This window comes from Glycomyces sp. NPDC048151 (assembly GCF_043202775.1).
GTDB lineage: Bacteria > Actinomycetota > Actinomycetes > Mycobacteriales > Micromonosporaceae > Glycomyces.
This window is the reverse complement of the sequence record NZ_JBIDBB010000009.1, coordinates 1-23817: the sequence shown is the minus strand read 5'-3', so window position 1 is coordinate 23817 and position 23817 is coordinate 1. Positions and strand designations below refer to the sequence as shown.

General features: G+C 71.4%; 26 protein-coding genes. 10 read left to right on the top strand and 16 right to left on the bottom strand.

Going from position 1 to position 23817, the window contains the following annotated elements:
• Nucleotides 1–2: 2 nt before the first annotated feature.
• From nadC to ACGGCP_RS21365, 6 genes are all read right to left on the bottom strand, one after another.
• The gene (gene nadC / locus ACGGCP_RS21390; RefSeq protein WP_392968790.1) at nucleotides 3–902 is read right to left on the bottom strand and encodes a carboxylating nicotinate-nucleotide diphosphorylase; all 900 of its coding nucleotides are present in this window, start codon (nucleotides 900–902) and stop codon (nucleotides 3–5) included.
• The gene (locus ACGGCP_RS21385) at nucleotides 899–2554 is read right to left on the bottom strand and encodes an L-aspartate oxidase (protein ID WP_392968787.1); all 1656 of its coding nucleotides are present in this window, start codon (nucleotides 2552–2554) and stop codon (nucleotides 899–901) included. Before ACGGCP_RS21385 ends, nadC begins: the two co-directional genes overlap by 4 nt.
• A 345-nt stretch (nucleotides 2555–2899) precedes the next feature.
• A complete protein-coding gene (locus tag ACGGCP_RS21380) occupies nucleotides 2900–4387 on the bottom strand; it encodes a S10 family peptidase (RefSeq protein WP_392968785.1) in 1488 nt (495 codons plus the stop codon).
• Nucleotides 4388–4398: 11 nt separating this feature from the next.
• Nucleotides 4399–4821 (bottom strand): aspartate 1-decarboxylase, encoded by a 423-nt coding sequence (panD, locus tag ACGGCP_RS21375; RefSeq protein WP_289958758.1) that lies wholly within the window; start codon nucleotides 4819–4821, stop codon nucleotides 4399–4401.
• On the bottom strand, nucleotides 4818–5645 hold the full coding sequence (panC, locus tag ACGGCP_RS21370; protein WP_392968781.1) for a pantoate--beta-alanine ligase: 828 nt from the start codon (nucleotides 5643–5645) through the stop codon (nucleotides 4818–4820). The genes panD and panC overlap by 4 nt, the downstream gene beginning before the upstream one ends.
• On the bottom strand, nucleotides 5642–6544 hold the full coding sequence (locus ACGGCP_RS21365; protein WP_392968778.1) for a Rossmann-like and DUF2520 domain-containing protein: 903 nt from the start codon (nucleotides 6542–6544) through the stop codon (nucleotides 5642–5644). The genes panC and ACGGCP_RS21365 overlap by 4 nt, the downstream gene beginning before the upstream one ends.
• Nucleotides 6545–6671: 127 nt before the next feature.
• Between ACGGCP_RS21365 and ACGGCP_RS21360 the strand changes: the two genes are divergently transcribed.
• The gene (locus ACGGCP_RS21360) at nucleotides 6672–7601 is read left to right on the top strand and encodes an SAM-dependent methyltransferase (protein WP_392968775.1); all 930 of its coding nucleotides are present in this window, start codon (nucleotides 6672–6674) and stop codon (nucleotides 7599–7601) included.
• On the opposite strand, the gene ACGGCP_RS21355 is transcribed toward ACGGCP_RS21360, so the two are convergent.
• Both ACGGCP_RS21355 and ACGGCP_RS21350 read right to left on the bottom strand, forming a co-directional pair.
• Nucleotides 7598–7801 (bottom strand): hypothetical protein, encoded by a 204-nt coding sequence (locus ACGGCP_RS21355; RefSeq protein ID WP_392968772.1) that lies wholly within the window; start codon nucleotides 7799–7801, stop codon nucleotides 7598–7600. The two genes, ACGGCP_RS21360 and ACGGCP_RS21355, sit on opposite strands and share 4 nt — an antisense overlap.
• A 35-nt stretch (nucleotides 7802–7836) precedes the next feature.
• Nucleotides 7837–8781, bottom strand: a complete 945-nt coding sequence (locus ACGGCP_RS21350) for an AraC family transcriptional regulator (RefSeq protein WP_392968769.1) — start codon at nucleotides 8779–8781, stop codon at nucleotides 7837–7839.
• 96 nt (nucleotides 8782–8877) lie between these two features.
• On the opposite strand from ACGGCP_RS21350, the gene ACGGCP_RS21345 reads away from it, so the two are divergent.
• The gene (locus tag ACGGCP_RS21345) at nucleotides 8878–9522 is read left to right on the top strand and encodes an NAD(P)H oxidoreductase (protein WP_392968766.1); all 645 of its coding nucleotides are present in this window, start codon (nucleotides 8878–8880) and stop codon (nucleotides 9520–9522) included.
• 49 nt (nucleotides 9523–9571) lie between these two features.
• Here the strand turns inward: ACGGCP_RS21345 and ACGGCP_RS21340 are convergent, their stop codons facing one another.
• From ACGGCP_RS21340 to ACGGCP_RS21330, 3 genes are all read right to left on the bottom strand, one after another.
• Entirely contained in the window at nucleotides 9572–9763 is a 192-nt protein-coding gene (locus tag ACGGCP_RS21340; RefSeq protein ID WP_392968763.1) for a ferredoxin, read from the bottom strand.
• A 12-nt stretch (nucleotides 9764–9775) separates the two neighbouring features.
• Nucleotides 9776–11008: a cytochrome P450 gene (locus tag ACGGCP_RS21335; protein WP_392968760.1), complete on the bottom strand. Its 1233-nt coding sequence runs from the start codon at nucleotides 11006–11008 to the stop codon at nucleotides 9776–9778.
• A gap of 87 nt (nucleotides 11009–11095) precedes the next feature.
• Complete coding sequence (locus ACGGCP_RS21330; RefSeq protein ID WP_392968757.1) at nucleotides 11096–11707, bottom strand: NAD(P)H oxidoreductase; 612 nt, start codon at nucleotides 11705–11707, stop codon at nucleotides 11096–11098.
• 118 nt (nucleotides 11708–11825) lie between these two features.
• Here ACGGCP_RS21330 and ACGGCP_RS21325 point away from each other — a divergent pair, with 118 nt between their 5' ends.
• A complete protein-coding gene (locus tag ACGGCP_RS21325) occupies nucleotides 11826–12773 on the top strand; it encodes an AraC family transcriptional regulator (protein WP_392968754.1) in 948 nt (315 codons plus the stop codon).
• Here the strand turns inward: ACGGCP_RS21325 and ACGGCP_RS21320 are convergent.
• The gene (locus ACGGCP_RS21320; protein WP_392968751.1) at nucleotides 12710–12865 is read right to left on the bottom strand and encodes a hypothetical protein; all 156 of its coding nucleotides are present in this window, start codon (nucleotides 12863–12865) and stop codon (nucleotides 12710–12712) included. The genes ACGGCP_RS21325 and ACGGCP_RS21320 overlap by 64 nt on opposite strands.
• An 85-nt stretch (nucleotides 12866–12950) precedes the next feature.
• On the opposite strand from ACGGCP_RS21320, the gene ACGGCP_RS21315 reads away from it, so the two are divergent.
• A complete protein-coding gene (locus tag ACGGCP_RS21315) occupies nucleotides 12951–14594 on the top strand; it encodes an ABC-F family ATP-binding cassette domain-containing protein (RefSeq protein ID WP_392968749.1) in 1644 nt (547 codons plus the stop codon).
• A gap of 83 nt (nucleotides 14595–14677) precedes the next feature.
• Here the strand turns inward: ACGGCP_RS21315 and ACGGCP_RS21310 are convergent, their stop codons facing one another.
• From ACGGCP_RS21310 to ACGGCP_RS21300, 3 genes are all read right to left on the bottom strand, one after another.
• The gene (locus tag ACGGCP_RS21310; protein WP_392968746.1) at nucleotides 14678–15904 is read right to left on the bottom strand and encodes a cytochrome P450; all 1227 of its coding nucleotides are present in this window, start codon (nucleotides 15902–15904) and stop codon (nucleotides 14678–14680) included.
• 207 nt (nucleotides 15905–16111) lie between these two features.
• Nucleotides 16112–16939 (bottom strand): HAD family hydrolase, encoded by an 828-nt coding sequence (locus ACGGCP_RS21305; protein ID WP_392968743.1) that lies wholly within the window; start codon nucleotides 16937–16939, stop codon nucleotides 16112–16114.
• A gap of 95 nt (nucleotides 16940–17034) precedes the next feature.
• Nucleotides 17035–17922 (bottom strand): HAD family hydrolase, encoded by an 888-nt coding sequence (locus ACGGCP_RS21300; protein ID WP_392968740.1) that lies wholly within the window; start codon nucleotides 17920–17922, stop codon nucleotides 17035–17037.
• Nucleotides 17923–18052: 130 nt separating this feature from the next.
• Here ACGGCP_RS21300 and ACGGCP_RS21295 point away from each other — a divergent pair, with 130 nt between their 5' ends.
• Nucleotides 18053–18424 carry a DUF488 domain-containing protein gene (locus ACGGCP_RS21295; RefSeq protein ID WP_392968737.1) on the top strand — a complete coding sequence of 124 codons (372 nt, stop codon included), beginning with the start codon at nucleotides 18053–18055 and terminating at the stop codon, nucleotides 18422–18424.
• A gap of 144 nt (nucleotides 18425–18568) precedes the next feature.
• On the opposite strand, the gene serS is transcribed toward ACGGCP_RS21295, so the two are convergent.
• Nucleotides 18569–19828 carry a serine--tRNA ligase gene (serS, locus tag ACGGCP_RS21290; protein WP_392968734.1) on the bottom strand — a complete coding sequence of 420 codons (1260 nt, stop codon included), beginning with the start codon at nucleotides 19826–19828 and terminating at the stop codon, nucleotides 18569–18571.
• A gap of 65 nt (nucleotides 19829–19893) precedes the next feature.
• On the opposite strand from serS, the gene ACGGCP_RS21285 reads away from it, so the two are divergent.
• From ACGGCP_RS21285 to ACGGCP_RS21265, 5 genes are all read left to right on the top strand, one after another.
• Nucleotides 19894–20235, top strand: a complete 342-nt coding sequence (locus ACGGCP_RS21285; RefSeq protein ID WP_392969552.1) for a metallopeptidase family protein — start codon at nucleotides 19894–19896, stop codon at nucleotides 20233–20235.
• Between the two features lie 91 nt (nucleotides 20236–20326).
• Nucleotides 20327–20722 (top strand): molybdopterin-binding protein, encoded by a 396-nt coding sequence (locus ACGGCP_RS21280; RefSeq protein ID WP_392968731.1) that lies wholly within the window; start codon nucleotides 20327–20329, stop codon nucleotides 20720–20722.
• 23 nt (nucleotides 20723–20745) lie between these two features.
• Nucleotides 20746–21489, top strand: coding sequence for a molybdate ABC transporter substrate-binding protein (gene modA / locus ACGGCP_RS21275; protein WP_392968728.1), 744 nt, complete (start codon nucleotides 20746–20748; stop codon nucleotides 21487–21489).
• A 14-nt stretch (nucleotides 21490–21503) separates the two neighbouring features.
• Nucleotides 21504–22307, top strand: coding sequence for an ABC transporter permease (locus ACGGCP_RS21270; protein ID WP_392969549.1), 804 nt, complete (start codon nucleotides 21504–21506; stop codon nucleotides 22305–22307).
• On the top strand, nucleotides 22289–23473 hold the full coding sequence (locus ACGGCP_RS21265) for an ABC transporter ATP-binding protein (RefSeq protein ID WP_392969547.1): 1185 nt from the start codon (nucleotides 22289–22291) through the stop codon (nucleotides 23471–23473). The genes ACGGCP_RS21270 and ACGGCP_RS21265 overlap by 19 nt, the downstream gene beginning before the upstream one ends.
• Nucleotides 23474–23817 lie beyond the last annotated feature (344 nt).

Below are 23817 nucleotides of genomic sequence, written 5' to 3'. Positions count from 1 at the left end.
TTCTACTCCTCGAAGTCGAGTCCGATGTCCAGAATGGGCGAGGAGTGGGTGAGCGCGCCGACCGAGATGTAGTCGACGCCGGTGGCGGCGTAGTCGACCGCCGTGTCGAGCGTGATCTGGCCGGTGGCCTCCAGCTCGGCGCGGTCGCCGACGGCCTCGACGACCTCGGCGAGCTCCTTGGGGCTCATGTTGTCGCACAGGAGGAACACGGCCCCGGCGGCGACGGCTTCGAGCGCCTCGTCGAGGGTCTCGACCTCGACCTGGATGTCGATCTCCGGCTCGGCCGAGCGGACGGCCGCGAAGGCCTCGCTGATCGACCCGGCCGCCTCCTTGTGGTTGTCCTTGATCATCGCCACGTCGTACAGGCCCATGCGCTTGTTGTCGCCGCCTCCGGCGCGCACCGCGTACTTCTCGAAGCCGCGCAGGCCGGGCGTGGTCTTGCGGGTGTCGAGGACGGTGGTGTGCCAGTCGGCGAGGACGTCGGCGAAGCGGCGGGTGTGGGTGGCGATGCCGCACATGCGGCACAGCAGGTTGAGCGCGGTGCGCTCGGCGGCGAGGAGCGAGCGGGTGGGGCCGGAGACGCGGGCGAGGACCTGGCCGGCGCGGATGCGCGCGCCTTCCTTTGCGAGGTAGGTGAACTCGACGTCGCCGGGCATGGCGTGGAATACCGCGTGCGCGACCGGGAGGCCCGCGAGGAGCCCGTCGGCGCGCGCCGTGACGGCCACAGTGGACTTGTGCTCGGGTCCGAAGATCGACTCGGAGGTGACGTCGCGGCGGGCGTGCGAGAGGTCTTCGTCGAGGTAGTCCTGGACGGCGACGTACACGTCCTCGGGGTCGAGGCGGAGGGCGAGCAGGCGCTCGTCCAGTCCGGTCCCGCCGGGCGCTTCGGCGAATCGGCTCATGCGATGGGCTCCCATTCGGTTTCGAGCTCCCCGTCGGAGCTGATGGAGAGGTTGAGGTGGCCGAGCCAGTCGGGTTCGGCGTCAGGGAAGTCCTCGCGCCAGTGGCTGCCTCGGGTCTCGCGCCGCCGGTGGGCGGCGGCCGTGACCGCCGCTGCGACCGTGAGCAGGTTGGTGGCCTCCCATGTGGCCGGTCGCGGACGTCCGGACACATTGTCCCCCAAGGCGGTCAGCGACGCTGCGGTGGCCTCCAGTGACGATTCAGAGCGCAGGACCCCGGCTCCGGCGGTCATGGCCTCCTGGATCGGGGCGCGGGAGGTCGTGGAGCAGACGTCGCCTTCGCCCTCGGGCGCCTCGGCGACGCCGGGGCTGGGCTTGCGGTCGGCGAGGTCGTCGGCGATGCGCTGGGCGAACACGAGCGCTTCGAGCAGCGAGTTGGAGGCGAGGCGGTTCGCGCCGTGCAGGCCCGTGCAGGCGGCCTCACCTGCCGCGTAGAGGCCGGGGACGCTGGTGCGGCCGAACAGGTCCGTGCGGACGCCGCCGGAGGAGTAGTGGGCGGCGGGCGCGACCGGGATCATGTCGACGACCGGGTCGATGCCGAGGGCGCGGCAGGACGACGTGACCGTGGGGAAGCGCGTCTCGAGCATGTCCTTGCCGAGGTGGCGGGCGTCGAGCCAGACGTGCGACCTGCCTTCGGCGCGCATGCGGGCGGTGGCGGCCTTGGCGACGACGTCGCGGGGCGCGAGCTCGGCGAGCTCGTGCGCGCCGAGCATGAAGCGCTCGCCGGTGAAGTCGCGCAGGTGCGCGCCCTCGCCGCGGATGGCCTCGGTGATCAGGGGTTGTCGGTCCCCCCCGATACCCTCGAGGAACAAGGCGGTCGGATGGAACTGGACGAACTCGAGGTCGGTCACAGTTGCCCCGGCCCTGAGGGCCAGCGCCACACCGTCGCCGATGGACACGGAGGGGTTGGTGGTGGACTGGAAGATCTGACCGAGGCCGCCGGTGGCGAGCACGACCGCGCGGGCCTCGACGCCGCCCACGCCGTGCTCGACGCCTTCGCCCAGGACGTGGAGGCTGACGCCAGCGGCGTGGCCTTTGGCGTCGGTGAGCAGGTCGAGGACCATGGCGTGCTCGATGATGCGGATCCACGGGTCGCGCAGGACCGCGGCGTGCAGGGCGCGCTGGATCTCGGCGCCGGTGGCGTCGCCGCCTGCGTGCACGATGCGGCGGGCGCGGTGGCCGCCTTCGCGGGTGAGCTGGAGTGAGCCGTCCGGGTGCCGGTCGAACTCTGTGCCGAGGTGGATGAGGTCGGCGATGCGGGCGGGGCCTTCGGTGACGGTGACGTCGACCGCGGCCGGGTCGCAGAGGCCGACACCCGCGATCTGGGTGTCGCGCGCGTGGGCTTCGGGGGTGTCGAGCGGGTCGAGGACGGCCGCGACGCCGCCTTGGGCCCAGCGGGTGGAGCCGTCGTCGATGCGGACCTTGGTGACCACGGTGACGTGGAATCCGGCGCGGCGCAGGTTGAGGGCGCAGGTGAGCCCGGCGACGCCGGAGCCGATGACGCACACGTCGGTGGTCTCGGTCCAGGACGGGGCCGCGGCGCGCATCCGCCGCGGGAGGCGCGGCAGGGTCGGGAGCGGCACTGAGTGAGGCATGGTCGCGGGTGACACGTGCCGTTGCCCTTCTAGCGGTGGACGCCCGGTCGCCCGGGTGCCGGTTCGGTGTGTGCGCCGCCGATGGGCGCGGCGGACGGCTCAACTGTGCCCCCGCGGGCACGGTGGGTGCCAACCGGGTGTGGCGTGCGTCCCGCATGTGGGACGGCGGCGGTGGCGGATTCGGGGCACGCCGACGGTTCATCGCGGCGCTGAGAAAGGGCCCCCGGTTTCAACGCTAGCGGACCGAACCTGAAGGAGACCTGAAGCGGGTCGGTGCGCAGCCGGGCCCGGCCGGTGCCGCTCGGTGCGACTCCTTCCGGACCCGGATACGCGTGCATCGTGCTGCTAGCCCCGGTTCGTCGAGCGCTGGATGAAGTCGGCCAGGTCGGCCGACTGCTGGACGCGCGACTCCTCGTGGACGTACATCATGTGCCCGGCGGGGTACGTCTTCGTCTCGATGCGCTCGCGGTCGGCGAGCGGGATCTCCAGGTGGTCGAGGGTGTACTCGATCGCCTCGATCGGGACGCCGCCGTCGTACCGGCCCATCGCGATGTGCACCTTGAGGAACGGGTTGAGCCGCATGGCGTTGCCGAGCTTGCCGATCACGTCCACGGCCTCGCCCTCGAACTCCTTGTACGACCACGGGTGCACCGCGCGCGAGAGGCGCTCGTACACGTGCTCGTTCTCGTATTCGAGCTCGGAGCGCAGGTAGTACTGGAGCGCGGCCGTGTACGGGCCGTCCGTGCCGACCAGGAACGGGTCGTACGGCATGCGCTCGTGCGTGTAGTGGTCGGCGGGGCCGGTGAAGCGGGTGTCGAGGCGGCCGGTGACGAGGCGCTTGTGGCGCAGCAGCTCGGCGTAGTACCGGGTGTGCTCCAGGCGCAGGTTGGCGCGGTCGACGTAGTCCTCGCTCACCCCGGCGAGCGAGGCGATCTTGGCGACGGCGGCGGCGCGGGTCTCCGGGTCGAGGTTCTGGCCCTTGGCGAGGATGCCGCGGAACTCGTCGGCGTAGGCGCGGGCCTCGTCGACGACCTCTTCGAGGGTCCGGTCCGGGTGCAGCCCGTGGTAGTGCGCGGTGGCCGCGTACGTGGGGAGGAACAGCGGGTCGGGCAGCTCGGAGCGGCTGGCGTGGTAGAGCGTCTCGGTGTTGAACGCGGGCGCGATGAACATGACGCCGTTGAGGAACAGGCCGAAGCGGCTCTGGAGGTACTCGGCGAGGGCGCCGCCGCGGGTGCCGCCGTAGGACTCGCCGATGAGGAACTTCGGGGAGAGCCAGCGGTTGTGGCGGGTGGTCCAGAGGCGGATGATCTCGCCGACGGACTCGATGTCGCGGGTGAACCCGTGGTAGTCCTTGGCCTTCTCGCCTTCGACGGCGCGCGACCAGCCGGTGGAGACCGGGTCGATGAAGACGAGGTCGGTGTGGCGCAGGAGGGACTCCTCGTTGTCGAGGAGGCCGTAGGGGGGCGGGGTGAGGTTCCCGGCGTCGCCGGAGTCGACGCGGCGGGGGCCGAGGAGGCCCATGTGCAGCCAGATCGAGGAGGAGCCGGGGCCGCCGTTGAACGCGAAGGTGACGGGGCGTTCGGTCACGTCGGCGTCGTCGAGGGTGTACCAGGTGATGGAGACCTCGGCCTTGGGCTTGCGGCCGTTGAACTTGTCGTCCTCGGTGATCTCCTCGCGGAGCACGATCCGCCCGGTGGTGGCGGTGTAGGCGAGGTCCCCGAGGGTGTGCTGGGTGGTCTTGAGGTCGTCGGCGGGCTCGGCCTTGTCGGCCTGCTTCGCGTCGTCCTTTTCGGCGCCGTTGTCGGCGTCCTCGTGCTTCGGTTCGTCGGTCATGCGAACAGAACTTACCGCGCGGCTAGTGGGGACGCCACAGGGTTGCCCGCGGTGCCGGGCGCGGGGTGCGCCTTGTCCGCGTTGACCTCGATGATCTCGTTGCGCTCGTTCACGTGGACCACGGTGGGTTTGAAGGCGCGCGCTTCGGCGTCCTCCATCTGCGCGTAGGAGATGAGGATCACAAGATCGCCGGGTTGGACGAGGCGGGCAGCCGCGCCGTTGATGCCGATGACGCCCGTGCCGCGCTCCCCGGCGATCGTGTAGGTCTCCAGGCGGGCGCCGTTGGTGATGTCGACGATGGCGACCATCTCGCCGTCGAGGATGTCGGCGGCGTCGAGCAGGTCCGCGTCCACGGTCACGGAGCCGACGTAGTGCAGGTCGGCCTGGGTGACGGTGGCGCGGTGGATCTTGGACTTGAACATGGTCCGGATCATCGGGCGTCTCCAATTGCTACGGGGGCGTTGTCGATCAGGCGGGTCGTGCCCGCCTTAGCGGCGATGAGCAGCCTCGCGGGCCCCTGTGCGGGGGCCTCGCCGAGGTCGTTGGCGCGGACGACGACGTAGTCGAGGTCCAGGCCGGGCTCGGCGGACAGGGTCTTCTGTGCCGCGGCGAGCGGGTCGGGCGAAGCCTGAGCGGCTTCGATGGCGCGCGGGATGGCAAGGGCGGCAGCGCGTTCGGCCTCAGAGAGGAACACGTTGCGGCTCGAGCGGGCGAGGCCGTCGGCCTCGCGGTCGGTGGGGACGGCGACGACGTCGATGCCCATGTCGAGGTCGCGGACCATGCGGCGGACCATCGCGAGCTGCTGGAAGTCCTTCTCCCCGAAGCAGGCCGCGTCGGGCCGCGTCAGGTGGAAGAGCTTCGAGACGACGGTGAGCACGCCGGTGAAGAACCCCGGTCGCGATGCGCCCTCGAGGATCTCGCCGTCAGGTCCAGCGTGGACAGTGGTGAGGCCGTCGCGGCCGTCCGGGTACATCTCGTTGACGCTGGGCGCGAACACGAGGTCCACGCCCTCGGCCTCGCACATCTCCAGGTCGGCGTCGAGGGTGCGCGGGTACTTGTCCAAGTCCTCGTTCGGCCGGAACTGCAGCGGGTTCACGAAGATCGTGACGATGACGGAGTCGGCGATCTCCTTGGCGCGCTTGAAGTTCGCGCGGTGCCCGTCGTGCAGGGCGCCCATCGTGGGCACGACCGCGACGCGGCCGGGCAACGCCGCGCGGGCCAACGCCTGCTCAGCCTTGGTGTGAACGACCAGCGTCACGGCGTCTCCTCCTTCTCGGCGTTCGCGAGGACTTCGAGCAGCCCTTCGGCGTCGGCGCTCTTCAAGCGGCCCGACGCGAGGGCGCGTTCGGCGGTGCGGCGGGCCATCGTGCGGTACACGTCCTCGATCCCGGTGCCCGCCAAGGCGTCGAGGTGGCGCGCGACGGTGCCCGCGTCGCCGCGCGAGACCGGGCCGGTGAGCCCGGCGTCGCCGTGGCGCAGCGCGTTGTCGAGCGACGCCGACACGAGCGGCGACAGGAGCCGCTGCGGGTTGGCGACGCCGATCGCGCGCAGCTGCTCGGTCGCGTCGTTCACCAGCGTCATCAAGTGGTTGGCGGCGTAGACGAGCGACGCGTGGTACCGGGCCCGGTCGGCCTCGTCCACGTGCTCGGGGTCGCCGCCCATCTCCAGGACGAGCGCTTCGCCCACGAACCGGGCCTCGGCCTCGCCGGTGACCGCCCACGAGACGCCCGCGAGGCGCTCCAGGTCCTCGTCGCGGCCGGTGAACGTCATGGCGGGGGCCAGCGCGATCGTGAGGGCCCCGGCGTCGCGGGCGGGCCGCAGGACGTCGGCGCCGAGCGCCCCGGAGGTGTGGACCCAGATCTGGCCGGGCCGGACCGGGAGGGAGGCCACGAGGGGCGCGATCGCGTCGTCGGGGACGGCGACGAGCACGAGTTCGGACGCGGCGACCACGTCGGGCGCGGGGAGGACCTCGGCGCCGGGGAGGTGGCGGGCGGCGCGGGCGAGGGAGGCGTCGGATACGGCGGAGGCGGCGACGACCCGGTGGCCGGCGCGGGTGAGGGCCGCTCCGACGATGGAGCCGACCCTGCCTGCGGAGACGACCCCGACGGCGAGCCGTGAGGCGGGCCGCTGCGGGGCTGCGCTGCGCTGCTGATCCATGATGCTGATCCAGTCCTTGTGGAGGTACCGGTCATTGCTTACGCGTTAATTGTGCTTCGCAGGATTGCTAACGCCAGTCTGGGAGGCTCCGAGTGGCAATTCTCACTCGGGCGCTATGGTTCGCGCCATGACGGGGTTCGAGCGCTGGGGCGCGATGATGGCTCGGACCCTGTACGGGCCGGGCGGGTTCTACACGCGTGAGCTGCCCGGACGCCATTTCGCGACGAGCGCGCAGACCCCCGTGTTCGCGGAGGCGGTCGCGCGGCTCGTCGACGAGGTCGACGAACGCCTCGGAAGGCCCGCGGCATTCACCGTGCTCGATGTCGGGGCGGGCGGGGGCGAGCTGCTGGAGCGCCTCGCGGGGCTCCTCGACGAGCGCATCGCGCTGCGGGCGGTCGAGCTGCGGCCGCGCCCCGAGCACCTTCCTGCGCGCGTCGCGTGGGGCGCCGAGGTCCCCGAGACCGTGGAGGGGCTGCTGATCGCGTGCGAACTGCTCGACAACGTCCCGTGCGACGTGGCGGTGGTCGACGCGGACGGCCGGATCCGCTACGAGGAAGTGAACGGGCAGGGCGAGACGCGCCTGGGCGGCCCGGTCAGCGCCGAGGACGCCGCCTGGCTCGCCGAGTGGTGGCCGATCGGCGAACCGGGCGAGAAGGCCGAGATCGGGCTCCCGCGCGAAGCGAAATGGCGCGACCTCACCGCCCGCCTCGTGCGCGGGACCGCGCTCGCGATCGACTACGGCCACATGAAGGAACGGCGTCCTCCTGCGGGGACGATGAACGGCTTCAGGGACGGCCGCGAGATCCCGCCGGTCCCGGACGGCACCCGCGACATCACCGCGCACGTCGCCGTCGACGCCGTCGAATGCGACCACCGCGAGCGCCAGCGCGACGCCCTCCTGCGGCTCGGCCTCGACGCGACCCTGCCGCCGGTCCACCTGGCGTTCCAGAACCCCGTCGGATACGCCCACGCGCTCGCGGCGGCGAGCGCGGCGGCGAGGCTCACCGACCCGGAGGGCCTAGGAGCCCACTGGTGGCTCCGAACCGACCGGGACTAGAACAGCTCCTCCACGGTCTGGACCGAGGGCGCCCGCATGACCCAGGCCTCCAGCATGTCGAGGTCAGTGCAGTCCTCGATGCGCTGGCGCGCCCCTTCGCTGACCGGGACGCCCCGCATTTCGAGGAACTTGAGGATGATCCTCGCCCGCTCCTGCGCCATGGTCTCCAGCGCGAGCTGCGAGCCGAATTTGTACCGCATGGTCTGCATTATCTGCCCCCAGAGGTCCTGTGCGCTCAAACGGTGACGGGGGTGCGTTCCTGCTTCCGGTATTCGGTGGGGCTCTTGCCTTTGCGGCGTTTGAAGGCGTTGCTGAAGCCGAACTGGTCGGCGTAGCCGACGGTGCGGGCCACTTGGGCGACAGTGAGATCGGGGTCGGCGAGGAGTTCCTCGGCGAGCTGCATGCGCCATTCGGTGAGGTAGGTGAGCGGCGGTTCGCCCATGATCTCGTTGAAGCGCTTGGCGAGCAGCGCGCGGGAGACGCCCGCCTCGCCCGCGAGGTCGGCCACCGTCCACGGGTTCGCGGGCCGGGTGTGGATCGCCTCGAGCGCCGGTCCGGCGACGGGGTCGGCGAAGCCCCGGTACCAGACGGGCGCTTGGCGGCCCTGCTGGTCGAACCAGGTGCGGAGGGTGCAGACCAGGCCCCAGTCGAAGAGGCGGTCGATGAACGCCTGCGTGCCGGGCTTGCGGCTGGCGAGGTCGACCGCGGAGGAGTCGAGCCAGAGGCAGATGTCGGCGTCGTCGTCGATGACGAGGACGGGCGGGAGGGCCCGCAGGAGCCGTTCGTGGCGGCGGCCCGAGGCGCGGTAGGCGCCGACGAACAGGGCCGTGGCCGCGCCGTCCTCGTCCACGGGTTTCGGCGGCGCGATCTCGGCGCAGGCTTCGGGGTCGAAGCAGGTGAGCCAGTAGTCGAGGTGGGGGCGGTCGACGGACGCGGGCTCGTCGGCCATCCGGAACGGCTCGCCGCCGCTCACGACGGCGGTCTGCCCGGCCTTGACCGGGACCCGGGTGCCGTCGGCGAGGAGGATGACGCCGCCGCCGCGCGCGACGGTGACCATCGTCATCGGCGCGCGGTCGTCGAAGCTGACCACCCAGGGGGCCTTGAGGATCGCGTCGCTGAGGATCGCGCCTTCGGCGCGGATGCCTCCGAGGAGTTCACTGAGCGGGTCCATGCCCCCCATCGTAGACGCACGCGCATGGATCGGAGCGCCACGGCCATCGTGCGTCCACGCGTTCGGCGCTGGAATGGAGGGACACCGCCACCACAGGAGGACTCCATGGCCACCGCGCTCGTCGTCGTCTCGCACCACCGCCCCGACTCCCTCACCGCCCACATCGGCGACGTCGTCGCCGCCCGCCTCAAGGAGGCCGGGTACGCCGTCGACCTGCTCGACCTGCGCGCCGAGGGCTTCGACCCGCGCATGACCGTCGCCGACCAGCCCGACTGGGACGACCGCGAGAAGGCCTACTCGCCCGAGACGCAGGCGCACATGGAGCGGATCCTCGCCGCCGACGTGATCGTCCCGGTCTTCCCCGTCTACTGGAACAGCCCCCCGGCGCTCTTCAAGGGATGGATCGACCGCGTCTGGAACTACGGCTTCGCCTACGGCCGCAGCAAGCCCCGGCTCGCCGGGAAGCGGATGCTGTGGCTCGGCCTCGCCGGGGCGCCCGAAGGCGACGAGTACTGGGACTCGCTGCAGGGCATCCTCGACAGCACACTGCGCCAAGGAATCTCGTACTACACCGGGATCGCGGACGCGGCCGTCGCGGTCCTGCCCGACGCCGAGGGTGAGCCGCAGATCGTCGACGCCGCAGGCAACCTCACCAAGGGCACCGCGCTCACCGGCGCGCAGCGCGCCGCCCACTACGAGGCCCTCGACCGCCGCGCCGAACGCCACGTCGAAGACTTCCTCGGCCTGTAACGCACTCCGGCACCCGCTGTCGCCTTGCGGCGCAGCGGGTGCCGGACGGTCAGGCTTCGAGCCGCAGCGCGCTCGCCGGGCACAGGCGCACCGCATCGGCCACGTCGTCGTCGCAGTCCTCGGCCTCGTCGGCGAGGAGCACGACCCGGCCGTCCTCGTCGTCCTGGTCGAAGTACTCGGGCGCGGTGAGCGCGCACATGCCCGAACTCGCACACGCCTCCGTGTCGGCGATGATCCTCACCTTGACTCCTCCCTACCAGGTCACCGGGAGTTCGGCGACGCCGTAGAAGCTCTGCCCGGTCACCAGCGGCACCTCCGCGGCGGGAACGGCGAGTCGCAGGCCCGGGAACCGCTCGATGAGCCCGGCGAACGCGATGCGCATCTCCATGCGCGCCAGCTGCTGCCCCAGGCACTGGTGCACGCCGTGCCCGAACGTCAAGTGTCCCTTGGCGTCACCGGTCACGTCCAGCTTGTGCGGGTCGATGAAGTGCGCCTCGTCGCGGTTCGCGGTCTGCACCGACACCGTGACGTACTCGCGCGCCTTGATCAGGTGCCCTTCGAACTCCACGTCCTCCTTCACCTGCCGGATGAGTCCGGTGTGGATGATCGTGAGGTACCGCAGCAGCTCCTCGACTCCGCCCGCCATGAGCTCGGGCCGCGTCCGCAGCAGGTCCCACTGGTCGCGGTTCTCCAGGAGCGCCATGGTGCCGAGGCCGAGCATCTTCGCCGTCGTCTCGTGCCCGGCGATCAGCAGCAGGATCGCCATGCCCGCCACCTCCTCGTCCGTGAGCTCCGGGTCGGCGGCGAGGTCGGAGAGCACGTCGTCGGTGGGGTCCGCCCGCTTGGCCGCCGCCAGCTCGCCGATGAACCCGAAGAGGTTCACGATCGCGTTCTGCTTGCCCTCGCCGGTCTCGTCGGTGGTGAAGATCGCCCGGCTGTCCGCCTCGAACCGCTCGCGCTGGTCGTACGGGACGCCGAGCAGTTCGCAGATCATCATGGCGGGCACGGGGACCGCGAACTCGGCGACGAGGTCGGCGGGCTTCGGCCCGGCCGCGAGCGCGTCGAGGCGGTCTTGGACGTGCGCGGCGATGCGCGGTTCGAGCTGCTTCATGCGCTTGACGGTGAAGACGCCGGTGAGTTTGCGGCGCAGGCGGGTGTGGTCCGGCGGGTCCATCTCGATGAACATGCCGGGCGTGAGCGGGAAGTCGCCCTCGAAGTCGAGGTAGCCCTCCAGGCCCGGCATGGGGATCGGCACCTGCGCCGGGCTGCCGAGTGTGGAGCTGAACCTCGTGTCGGCCAGGACCTTCCTGGCCAGGCGGTGGCTGGTGACGAGCCAGCCCAGGCGGCCCTCGGGGTAGTAGCGCATCCGCCGCATCTCAGTCCCCCGGTGGAGGGCCATGACGGCGGCGGGCGGATCGAACGGGTGGTCGCGTTCGAGCGGGATGCCGTAGGGCGCTTCGGTTTCGGCAGTGTCGGGTGTTGACATGCGGTCTCCTCGGTGGTGTCCGATCGCGCTGCGCACGATCTACGTATATCTACACTATACGTATATGCGCAAACCGTGCAAGCCCCCTCAACCGGCCAGCAGCTTGTCCACCGCGCCGTCGGCGCGCGCGAGCAGCGCCGCGAAGTGGCGTTCGCGCTCGTCCCCATCGAGGCCCTTCCCCTCGCTGTCGAACAGGGCCGCGGTGTGCACGTCCGTGACATCGCAGAACTCCGCGATCCCGCGCCGCAGCGCCCCGTCGAGGAGCGCAAGGGTCAGGTCCGAGTTCGGGTCGTCCTCGGTCAGGCCCGCCAAGCCGAGCCACAGCATCCGCTTGCCCGCCATGGGCTTCTCGCGCCGCCCGTACGTCAGGCCGTAGTTCCAGACCCGGTCGATCCAGCCTTTCAGCAAGGCGGGCAGGCCGAACCACCACACGGGAAACACCGCGGCGACCACGTCGGCCGCCAGGAGCCGCTCGGCGAGCGCGTGCACCTCCGGCGAATACCGCTTGTCGCGGTTCCCGTAGTCCGGCTCGTCCTCGACGCGGTTACGCGGATCGAACCCCTCGCCGTGCAGGTCGAGCAGGTCGACGCGGTACCCGGCGGCTTCGAGCCGGACCGCGGTGCGGCGCGCGACCGCCGCCGTCAGCGAGTCGGCGCGGTGGTGGGCGAAGACGACGAGCGCGGTGGGCCGAGTGTCCATAAGGGTCTCCTTCCGGTGGGCCGCCCCTGCGGCGGCGCCCTTACAGTCAAACCCGGATCTGGTGGACGGCCCATGGGCGAGAGACGGCGAAACCTTCGCGATCGTCTACCGTTGCGGCATGGACCCGCTCAGCGACATGCTCGCCGACATCCGCGCCGAAGGCGCCTCCGCGCACCAGACCGCACTCGAAGCGCCCTGGCGGCTCCGCTTCGACGACGACTCGCCGCTCACCATGGTCACCGCCGTCGCCGGGACCGCCGAACTCGTCCTCGCCGACGGGACGGCCCACCGGCTCGCCGCCGGGTCCACCGCGATCGCCCGCGTCCCGTTCGACCTCGTCGACGAGCTATCCACACTCGACAGACCAATACAGGGCGTGCCGATCTCCGAAGCGCCACAGGCGAAGGACGCCACAACCGTCCTCATCGCAGGGACCTACCGGCCCGCGAGCGCCCGGCACCAGCGGCTGCTGCGCGCGCTCCCCGAAGCGCTCGTCCTCGACGAGGAGGTCGACGACGTCCTGTGGCTCCACTCCATGCGCGACGCCTTGGCGCGCACCGGGAACCCCGGCGGGCAGGCCGTCCTCGACCGCATCCTCGACTGGGGCCTGGTGTGCACCCTCAGCTGCTGGTTCGAACGCCAGGAGGCGGCCGCGCCCGGCTGGTACCTGGGCGCGCTCGACCCCGTCACCGGCCCCGCGCTCGACGCGATCCACCGCGACCCCGACCGGGACTGGACCGTCGCGGCGCTGGCCGCCCGCGCGCACGTCTCGCGCGCGCACTTCGCCAAGCGGTTCACCGAGGTCATGGCGCAGCCGCCGCTGCGGTACGTCGCCGAGCGGCGCATGGAGATCGCCGCCGACCTGCTCGCCGACCCGGGGGTGCCGGTGGCCGCCGCGGCCGCCGCCGTCGGCTACCGCGACCCGTTCGCGTTCTCCACCGCGTTCAAACGCCACCGGGGCCTGAGCCCCCGCGCCTACCGGTCACAACGCATCGAAGCCGGTCACAGTCGCGCCACGAGCCAGCCGATGCCGGCCAGCAGGGCGATGAGGCCGAAGAAGACGTAGATCGCCAGCTCGACCCATTCGCTCGCCGAGCCCGGGCGCCAGAAGCGCCTGCGCTGCCGCCCGGGTCCGTTCCGGTCAGGGGTGTCGTTCATGCGTCCAGCGTAGGCAGTGGACCCCACCGAATCCAACACCGCAAATGACTTTGACGCCGTGCCCTTGGCCGCACAGAATCGGGCGATGGGATACGTAGACCTGTCCGGCGTGCGGTACGGCCTGAGCGACGGCACCACATTGTTCGAGGACGTGTCGTTCCGTGTCGGCGAAGGCGCGAAAGTGGCGCTCATCGGCGCGAACGGGGCGGGGAAAACGACCCTCCTCAATATCGTGACGGGCGCGCTCACGCCGGACGCGGGGTCCGTCGCCCACGCGGGCGGGCTCGGCGTGATGCGCCAGCTCGTCGGCATGCGCGAGGGCGGGCGTCCGCTGCGGCAGCTCGCGGTCGACCTGGCCCCGCCGCAGGTCAAGGCCGTCGCCGAGCGCCTCGCCAAGGCCGAGCGGCGGATCGGGGAGGGCGCGGAGAAGGACCAGCTCGCGTACGCGCAGGCGCTCGCCGACTGGGGCGAGGCCGGAGGCTACGAGTTCGATGTGCTTTGCGACACGGTCGCGGTCGCGATCCTCGGCAAGTCCTGGGAGGAGGTCAAGGAACGTCCTCTCAGGACACTGTCGGGCGGGGAGCAGAAGCGGTTCGCGCTGCAGCTGCTCCTCCAGGGCCGCGACGAGCTGCTGGTGCTCGACGAGCCGGACAACTTCCTCGACGTCCCGGCCAAACGCGAACTCGAGCAGGCGATCCGGGACTCGGACAAGTCGATCCTGTTCGTCTCGCACGACCGCGAGGTGCTCGCGAACGCCGCGAGCGCGATCGTGACGCTGGAGGCGCGCACGACCTGGACGCACGGCGGCGGGTTCGCGACCTGGCACAGCGCGCGGGCCGCGCGCCACGAGCGGTTCGAGGAGCTGCGGCGGCGCTGGGACGAGGAGCACAAGAAGCTGCGCGAGCTCATGCTCATGTACAAGGCCAAGGCCGCGTACAACTCCGACATGGCCTCCCGGTACCGGGCCGCGCAGACGCGGCTGCAGAAGTTCGAGGACGCCGGGCCGCCGCCCGCGCCGCCGCGCGAGCAGGACATCCGAGTGAAGCTCGAGGGCGGGCGCACGGGCAAGCGGGCCGTGGTCTGCGAGCAGCTGGAGCTGGAGGACCTGACGTTCCCGTTCGACCTGGAGGTCTGGTACGGCGACCGGGTGGCCGTGCTGGGCGCCAACGGGACCGGCAAGAGCCACTTCCTGCGCCTGCTCGCGCAGGGCGGGTCGGACCCGGAGGCCGGGGTCGCCGCGAAGCGGAGCCTGGACCCGGTGCGGCACAGCGGGACCGCGCGCCTGGGCGCGCGGGTCTACCCAGGCCACTTCTCGCAGACGCACGAGCATCCGGAGTTCGACGGGCGCACGCTGCGGGAGATCCTGTGGGAGGGCGACGAGGACCGTCCCTCGCTCGACCGCTCGAAGGCGATGAGCGCGCTCAACCGGTACGAGCTCACTGGACAGTCCGAACAGGACTTCAAGACGCTGTCGGGCGGGCAGCAGGCGCGGTTCATGGTGCTCATGCTGGAGCTGTCGGGCGCGACCTGCCTGCTCCTGGACGAGCCCACGGACAACCTCGACCTCGCCTCGGCCGAGGCCCTCGAGCAAGGGCTGAAGGCCTTCGACGGCACGGTCCTGGCGGTCACGCACGACCGCTGGTTCACGCGCGGCTTCGACCGGTTCGTGGTGTTCCAGAACGACGGCGAAGTGGTCGAGTCCGACGAGCCGGTCTGGGACGTGCGTTAGGGCGCGGCCGGGGCGCCGCTGGTGGAACGGTGCCCCGGCCGCGCGTCGATGACCCTGTGCGCCAGGGAATCAGCGGGGCGGGTTCACCAGTTGACGGGCAGCGTGTGGACGCCGTAGACGGCCATGTCGCTGCGCATCGGGATCTCCTCGGAGGGCACGGCGAGCCGCAGTTCGGGGAAGGCCTCGATGAGCTTCGCGAAGCCGATGCGCATCTCCACGCGCGCGAGCTGCTGGCCGACGCACTGGTGGACGCCGTGCCCGAAGGCCATGTGCCCCTGGGCGTCCCGTCCGAGGTCGAGTTCGGCGGGCCGCTCGTACTTGCGCGGGTCGCGGTTGGCGGCCTGGAGGACGACGGTGACGTGCTGCCCGGCCTTGACGAGCTGCCCGTCGATCTCGGCGTCCTCCTTGGCGATGCGCATGATCCCGTTGTGCGCCACGGTGAGGTAGCGGAGCAGCTCCTCGACGGCGGCGGGCATGAGGGCGGGGTCGTGGCGCAGCCTGGCGAGCTGGGCGGGGTGCTCCAGGAGCGCGAACGTGCCCAGGGCGAGCATGTTCGCGGTGGTCTCGTGCCCGGCGACCAGCAGGATCAGGGCGATGCCGGCGGCCTCGACCTCGTGCAGGTCCTCGTCGGCGGCGAGGGCGCTGAGCATGTCGTCGCCCGGTTCGGCGCGCTTGGCCGGGACGAGCTGCATGAGGTACCCGAAGATCTCGGCCATCGCCTTGTTGCGGTCCTCCACCGACAACGAGAGGTCGAGCATGTTCGCGGAGTTCGCCTGGAACGCGTCGCGGTCGGCGTACGGGACCCCGAGCATCTCGCAGATGACCAGCGAGGGCACCGGGAGCGCGAACTCCTTGACGAGGTCGGCTCCGGGCCCGGCCGCGCGCAGGTTCGCGATAGCTTCGTCGACGATGGCCTCGATGCGCGGTTCGAGGTCTTTCATGCGCTTGACGGTGAAGACGCCGGTGACCTTGCGGCGCAGGCGGGTGTGCTCGGGCGGGTCGAAGAACAGGAAGAATCCGGGCGGGACCTGCTCGGAGATCGAGACGAACACGTGCGGGAGCTCGGTGGGCGAGCGGGTGAACCGCTCGGCGGTGGAGAAGCGCGGGTCGGCGAGGACCTTGCGGGCCTCGGCGTGCCCGGTGACGAGCCAGCCCTCCTGCTCGTCGGGGTAGTACCTGATGGGCCGCAGCGGCTTCGACTGCAGGTCCATGACCCCCGCAGGCGGGTCGTAGCGGGTCTCGCGCAGGTAGGGCATGCCGTAGGGCAGGGCCTCGGCGGCGTCGTCTCTGACAGTGTCTTCAGTAGACATGTGGGAGCTCCAGGGAGTGCGGCAGCACGGTCGACGACACCGGAGTCGATTGCGGCGCAAGGCTTTTCAGTGCGCGCGCCGCCGCCGACCACGGTCTCGTGGTCCCCACCACATCGGAGCTTAGGGCTGAACGCACTGGCGCGCAACAGCCCCTGACGTTCCTGTCAGGAACCCGACACCCTCAGTGCGTTCCCTTGTGGCTTTTGCCTACAGGAGTTCGAGGAGTGCCTCGATGTACTGGGCGACGCCGTCGTCGTTGTTGCCCGCGGGGGCGATCTCGGAGGCGGCGGCCTGGACCCACGGGTGGCCGTTGGGCATCGCGACGGAGTGCCCGGCGGCCTCCATCATGCTGAGGTCGTTGGTGGCGTCGCCGAAGACGAGGACGTCGGCCCAGTCGATGCCGAACTTGTCGAGCACGACCTGGATCCCGGCGGCCTTGGTGACGCCGACCGGGCAGACCTCGAGCATGCCGACGCCGGACTCGGTGACGGTGACGAGCGCGGGGTCGATGACGTCCTTCGCGGCGACCAGCAGCTCGGGGCCGGTGTGGTAGTCGGACACGAAGTAGCCCTTGACCATCGGGCCGGTGAAGGCGACCTCGCGCGGGGCGGTCTCCAGGGTGACGGCGGTCCAGGGCCAGTCGGGCATGGCGTCGCCGGTGATGTGCCGCGCGGGGTCGGCGGGCTCCGCGAGCGCGCGCACGGGGCCGACCTCGGCCTCGATGAGGCGGAGCGCCTCGAGGAGCACGGTGCCCTCGACGGAGCGGTCGGCGAGTTCGACGACGGTGTCGTCGTAGCGGCACTCGTAGACGAACGCGCCCTGGCCGAGCACGAGGAAGTCGGCGGAGGGGACGTCGTTGCGGCACAGTTCGAGCAGGCGCGGCCCGCGCCCGGTGGCGCCGACGAGGATGACGCCCGCGGCGGCCAGGCGCTTGAGCGCGGCCATGGTGCGGGGTGAGACGGTCTCGTCGGAGCGGACGACGGTGCCGTCCAGGTCCGTCGCCACGAGCCGGGGTACCCGGTCCAGTTGGATCATGCGTCCTCCTCGGGGTCTCGCTGCGATCGCTTCGGGGAACTAACACTGCCACATCGGTCAGTGGAGAACCATTGGCCCGCTTGGTCTCGGCGGTGTCAGAACCATCGCGCCAGCACCTTCGCCACCCCGTCCTCCCACACCGAGGGGGCGACCTCGTCGGCGGCGGCCCGGACTTCGGGGACCGCCTGGCCCATCGCCACGGACCAGCCCGCCCACGCGAACATCGTCAGGTCGTTGTGGGCGTCGCCGAAGACGACGGTGTCGGCCGATGATACGCCGTAGTGGGCCGCGATCCGGGCGATGCCGGTGGCCTTGCTGACGCCGGGCGGGCCGATGTCGACCCAGCCGTTGTAGCCGACCTCGACGTGGTAGTCCGCGGCGTCCAGGGCCGCGCCCGCGGCGAGGCGGATCGCCTGCGGGCAGCGCTCGGCCCCGCCGTAGCGGTTGTTCGAGTCGACGCGGGCGACCAATCGCGGCGCGGGGCGCGAGACGAGCTCGTCGAGGGTGATCTCCCCGGCCCAGCGGGCGGGGAAGTCGCGGCGGAAGCCCTTGGTGTGACGCCAGCCGTCGAGGTCCCATTCGACCGCGAACTGGACGTCGGGGTCGGAGGCGAGGAACGCCTCGACCGCGACCTGCGCGTCCACGGTGTTCTGGTGCGAGATCGCGCGGGCGCCGAGGTCGAATTCGCCGGCCCCGTGCGAGGCGGACGCGAAGCCCTCGTCGAGCCCCAGGTCGTCGGCGGTGTGCACGGCGCCCCAGATGGCGCGGCCGGTGACGACGGCGACGGGCACGCCCGCGTCGCGGACGGCCCGGAGGGCGTCGATCACCGCGCGGCTGGGCTTGGTGGCCTGCTGGTCGTGGTAGTCGACGACGGTGCCGTCGAGGTCCACGGCGACGAGCTTCGGCGGCTCGACGCGGATGCCGAGCGGGGCGGCTGGGGCTGCGGCTTCGGAGGCGGGGGCATCGGGGGCGGAGTCTGGCACAGGTCAACCGTAACCCCGGCCGGGTGAACGCCGGGGTACCGAGCGTTTGAACTCACGCCGCCGCGCTCATGACAAGCTGCAATCACACCAAACCCACCCATCGGGGCGGCTTGCGGCATACGGTTCGACTATGGGCGAGATCATGATCGAACGCGTCTACGACTACCGGCAGGACCCGCAGCGGGCCGGGGCCGTCTTCCTCGTCGACCGGCTCTGGCCGCGCGGCGTCAGCAAGGAGGACCTCGACGGGGTCACCTGGGCGCAGGACGCCGCGCCGTCGCCGAACCTGCGGATCTGGTTCGGCCACATGGCCGACCGCTTCGACGAGTTCACCGGCCGCTACCGCAGCGAACTCGACGGCCACCCCGAACGCGCCGAACCCCTCCTCGAGGCGGCACGATCGGGCCCGGTGACCCTCCTCTACGCCGCCAAGGACACAGAAGTGAACCACGCACTCGTCCTCAAGGCCTGGCTCGAAGAGCAGCTCGCCGAGCAGGAGTGAGTGTCGGACCCCTGTGTCAGGGTTATTGACCGGGGGCCCAAAGGTTGGTCGGGTCGCCGAATCAACCGGAAACGCCCGAACCAGTACGGCCAAGACAACGCGGCCCGCCGACCTTCCGGTCGGCGGGCCGCTCACGTTTCGCGCCTACTTCTTCGGCTCGAGCACGTCCTTGCCGAGGAACGGCTGCAGCGCCTTCGGCACCGCCACCGAGCCGTCCGGCTGCTGGTGGTTCTCGAGGATCGCCACGAGCCAGCGCGTGGTCGCGAGCGTCCCGTTCAGGGTCGCGGCCACCGCGTTCTTGCCCTCCTCGTCGCGGTACTTCACATTCAGGCGCCGCGCCTGGAACGTCGTGCAGTTCGAAGTCGAGGTGAGCTCGCGGTACCGCCCCTGCGTGGGCACCCACGCCTCGCAGTCGAACTTCCGCGAAGCCGAGCTGCCGAGGTCGCCCGCGGCCACGTCGATGACCCGGTAGGGCAGCTCCATCTTCTGCAGCATCCGCTCCTCATAGGACAAGAGCTTCTCGTGCTCGGCCTCGGCGTCCTCGGGCCTGCAGAACGAGAACATCTCGACCTTGTCGAACTGGTGCACCCGGATGATGCCCTTGGTGTCCTTGCCGTACGACCCGGCCTCGCGGCGGAAGCACGACGACCAGCCCGCGTAGCGGCGCGGCTGCGTCAGCTCGCCCAGGTTCTCGCCCGAGTGGTACGCCGCGAGCGGCACCTCCGACGTGCCCACGAGGTACATCTCGTCGCGCTCGAGGTAGTAGATCTCGTCGGCGTGCTCGCCGAGGAAACCGGTGCCCTCCATGGCCTCCGGGCGCACGAGCACCGGCGGGACCATCGGCGTGAACCCGGTCTCGACGGCCTGCATGATCGCGAGGTTGAGCATCGCGAGCTGCAGCAGCGCGCCGTCACCGGTGAGGTAGTAGAAGCGCGCGCCGGAGGTCTTCGCACCGCGCTCGGTGTCGATCAGGCCCAGCGACGTGCCGAGCTCCAGGTGGTCCTTCGCGTCCTCGAACACCTTCTTCTCGCCGACCTCGCGGAGCACGACGTAGTCGTCCTCGCCGCCCTCCGGGGCGCCCTCGGCGACCAGGTTGGGGATCGACTTCCCGGCCGCGTCGAACGCGGCGGCGGTCGCGGTCACGTTCAGCTCGGCGGCCTTGACCTCCTCCGAGAGGGTCTTGGTGCGGTCGAGCAGCGCCTGCTTCTCGTCCGCGGCGGCGCCGGCGATCCGCTTGCCCAGGCCCTTCTGCTCGGCGCGGAGCGTCTCGAAGGACTGGAGGGCACTGCGGTGGTCGCGGTCGGCGGAGAGCAGGGCGTCGACGGCCTCGACGGAGGCGCCCCTCTTGCGCTGGCTGTCGCGGTAGGCGTCCGGGTTGTCTCGCAGTGCACGCAGATCAATCACGCGACCAGATTACCGGCCTGCCCGCCCCGCCCCCGAGCGCATATTGTGGGCGTGTGGCGGTCGATATGGGCGAGGCGGAATTCGAGGCGGCGGTGTCGGACGCGCTGGACGCGGTCCCGCAGGAGCTGATGGCGATGCTCGACAACGTCGTGATCCTCGTCGAGGAGGAGCCCGACGGGCCCGACAAGGAGCTGCTGGGCCTCTACCAGGGGACGGCGCTGACCGACCGCGGCTGGGAGTACGGCGGGGTCCTGCCCGACACGATCACGATCTACCGGGGGCCGACGCTGCGGATGTGCGCGACGCCGGAGGAAGTGGTCGACGAGGTCGCGGTGACCGTGGTGCACGAGATCGCCCACCATTTCGGGATCGAGGAGGACCGCCTCCACCAGCTCGGCTGGGGCTGACCCGCATCTGCGACCCGATCCCTGTAACAGTCTGGTGAATACGAGCCGCATCGGCTGTGTATCCTCGCATCCGCGAGGTTAAGCTGAGGCTGTGACGACGTTTCGCATCGGGGAGGCCGCCGAGCTGCTCGGGGTCTCCGCCGACACGGTCAGGCGCTGGATCGACTCCGGGCGCCTCGCCGCGTCCCGCGACGACCAGGGGCACCGGTCGGTCTCTGGCGCCGACCTGGCCGCGTTCGCGCGTGAGCGGGCCAGCGCGCCCGACGCCGGGTCGGGGACCTCTTCGGCGCGGAACCGGTTGCGCGGCATCGTCACCGCGATCACCAAGGACCAGGTGATGGCGCAGGTCGACCTGCAGGTCGGGCCGTTCCGGGTCGTGTCGCTCATGAGCCGCGAGGCCGTGGACGAGCTCGGGCTCGAAGTCGGATCGCTCGGGACCGCGGTGGTGAAGTCCACGAACGTGGTCGTCGAACGCGCGGACCGCTGACCCCCACATCACCAAGGAGTTCCATGCGCGCCAAGGCAGCCCTCGCCGCGACCGCCCTCCTCGGCCTCGCCTCGCTGGCCGCGTGCGGCACCGGCGAGGAGGCCGAAGGCGACACCGTGACCGTGTTCGCGGCCGCGTCGCTCACGGAGGCCTTCACCGAGATCGGCGACCGGTTCGAGGCCGAGCACGACGGGGTGACCGTGGAGTTCAACTTCGCCGGGTCCTCCGACCTGGCCGCGCAGATCACCGAGGGGGCTCCGGCTGACGTGTTCGCCTCCGCCGATGAGTCCAACATGGACAAAGTGGTGGAGGCGGGTGCCGCCGACGCGCCCGCCGCGTTCGCGCTGAACCAGCTCGTGATCGCCGTCCCCGAAGGCAACCCGGACGGCGTCACCGGCCTCGCGGACCTCGCCGGACTCGACTTCGCCGCGTGCGCCGAGGAAGTCCCGTGCGGGGCCGCCGCGCAGACCGCACTGGGCGACACCGGGCTCACCCCCGTCACGTACGAGGCCGACGTCAAGTCCACACTGCAGAAACTCACGCTCGGCGAGGTCGACGCCGCGCTCGTGTACCGCACCGACGCGATCGCCGCCGACGACGAGGTCGACGCCGTCGAGTTCCCCGAGTCCGCCGCCGCCCTGAACACGTACCCGATCGCGGCGCTCACCGACGCTCCGAGCCCGGACCTCGCCGCCGAGTTCACCGCGTTCGTCCTCGCCGACGACGCCCAGTCCGTCCTCGAAACCGCAGGGTTCCAGCGGCCGTGACCACCAGGAACGCCATGCCCGCCAAGCGAAGCCGCCGACGCCGCCGCGTCCCGGCCGCGCTCCTGGCGCCCGCCGTGATCGGCCTGGCGTTCCTCATCCTCCCGCTCGCCGGACTGCTCGCGCGCACCCCCTGGACCGAGCTGCCGGCCCGGCTCGCGGAGCCGGAGATGCTCGCGGCCCTGCGGCTCTCGCTGCTCACAGCGAGCATCGCGACCGTGCTCTCGCTGCTGTTCGGCGTCCCGATCGCGTGGCTCCTCGCACGCGGCGACTTCCCGGGGCGGAGCGTCCTGCGGGCGCTGGTGACCGTCCCGCTCGTGCTGCCGCCCGTGGTCGGCGGCGTCGCGCTGCTGCTCGTGTTCGGCCGCAGCGGCATCGTCGGGTCGTGGCTGCACGAGCGGTTCGACGTGACGATCCCGTTCTCCACCACGGCGGTCGTGCTGGCGATGACGTTCGTGTCGATGCCGTTCCTGGTGGTCTCGGTCGAGGGCGCGCTGCGCGGGGCCGACGTCAGGTTCGAGGAGGCCGCGGCGACGCTCGGTGCGGGCCGGTGGACGGTGTTCACGCACGTGACGCTGCCGATGGTCGCACCGGGCGTGCTCGCCGGCGCGGTCCTGTGCTGGGCGCGGGCGCTCGGCGAGTTCGGGGCGACGATCACGTTCGCGGGGAACTTCCCGGGGCGGACGCAGACGATGCCGCTCGCGGTCTACCTTGCGCTGCAATCGGATCTGGAGGCCGCGATCGTGCTCAGCGTCATCCTGCTGGCGGTGTCGGTGATCGTGCTGGCGTCGCTGCGCGACCGCTGGACGGCCGCGCCGTGAACGATCACGAAGGCCTGGACGCGCACCTCGTGGTCGAGCGGGGCACCGCCGGACACGGGACGTTCCGCCTCGACCTGGAACTGCGGGTCGCGCCCGGCGAGACCGTGGCGCTCCTGGGCCCCAACGGCGCCGGAAAGACGACGGCGCTGCGGGCGCTGGCCGGGCTGGAGGCGCTCTCGGACGGCCACATCGCACTGAACGGCGAGATCCTGGACCGGCCGGGGACGAAGCACTGGGTGGCACCGGAGGCGCGGCGGATCGGGGTCGTGTTCCAGGACTACCTGCTGTTCCCGCATCTGACGGCGATCGACAACGTCGCCTTCGGGCCGCGGCGGCGAGGAATGGGGCGGGTCGAGGCACGGGCGCTCGCGGCGGACTGGCTCGGCCGCGTCGGCTTGGGAGACTTCGGGAAGCGCCGTCCGAGGCAGCTCTCGGGCGGGCAGGCGCAGCGGGTGGCGCTGGCGCGGGCGCTCGCGACCGATCCGGCGCTGCTGCTCCTCGACGAGCCGCTGGCGGCGCTCGACGCCCGCACCCGGCTCGACACCCGGGCCGAGCTGCACCGGCACCTTGCGGGGCACGCGGGCCCGGCGATCGTTGTGACGCACGACCCGGTGGACGCGCTCATGCTCGCCGACCGGCTCGTCGTGGTCGAGGACGGCCGCGCGGTCCAGGAGGGCGACGCCGAGTCGGTCACGGCCCGCCCGCGCACGGACTACATCGCGCGCCTCGTCGGCCTCAACCTGTACCGGGGAACGGCGGAGGGCCGCCAAGTCCGCCTCGACCGGGCGGACGGCGGCCTCGCCGCCGCGGGTCTCCCAAGCGGCGGTCCCGCCAGCGCCCGCACGGCCCTCGCGGAGAGCTCCGGTCTCGGTGCGCCCATCGTTCTCGTCGCCGCGGATCCGCTCGACGGCCCGGCGTTCGCCGCGTTCGCGCCGAGCGCGGTCGCGCTGTATCCGGAGCGGCCGGACGGGAGCCCGCGGAACACTTGGCGCGCAACGGTTACGGGGGTCCACCGCCACGGCGACAACCTCCGCGTCCAGCTCGACGGCCCGCTCAAGGCCGCCGCCGACGTGACTCCGGCCGCCGCCGCGCAGCTCCGGCTCGGCCCGGGCCGCGAGGTCTGGGCGACGGTCAAGGCCTCCGAGATCCGGACCTATCCCGCCTGAGCGGCGACACAGACAGTCGCGGTCTGAGTCCGGCCAGAACTTCCGGCATGAGGGGTGCGAGCACCGCATTTCGGATCCGGCCGAAGCTCCCAGCCAAGAGGACACGAGCGCCGCGATCCGATTCAGGCTCACGCTTGGTCCCCCGAACAGATGAAAAAGGGGGCCCGCAGCGCGCTGCGGGCCCCGGAATTGTCACACCCTCGCGCGACGCTGGGGGCCTTCCTTTCCCCTGGGTGGGTGGGGGTTAGGTGTTCTGTCCGGGGAGGTTGTGGACGCGGTCTGCTGGGGTTTGGCCTCCGAGTGCGGTGTGCGCGCGGTGATGGTTATACCAGTGCAGGAATGTC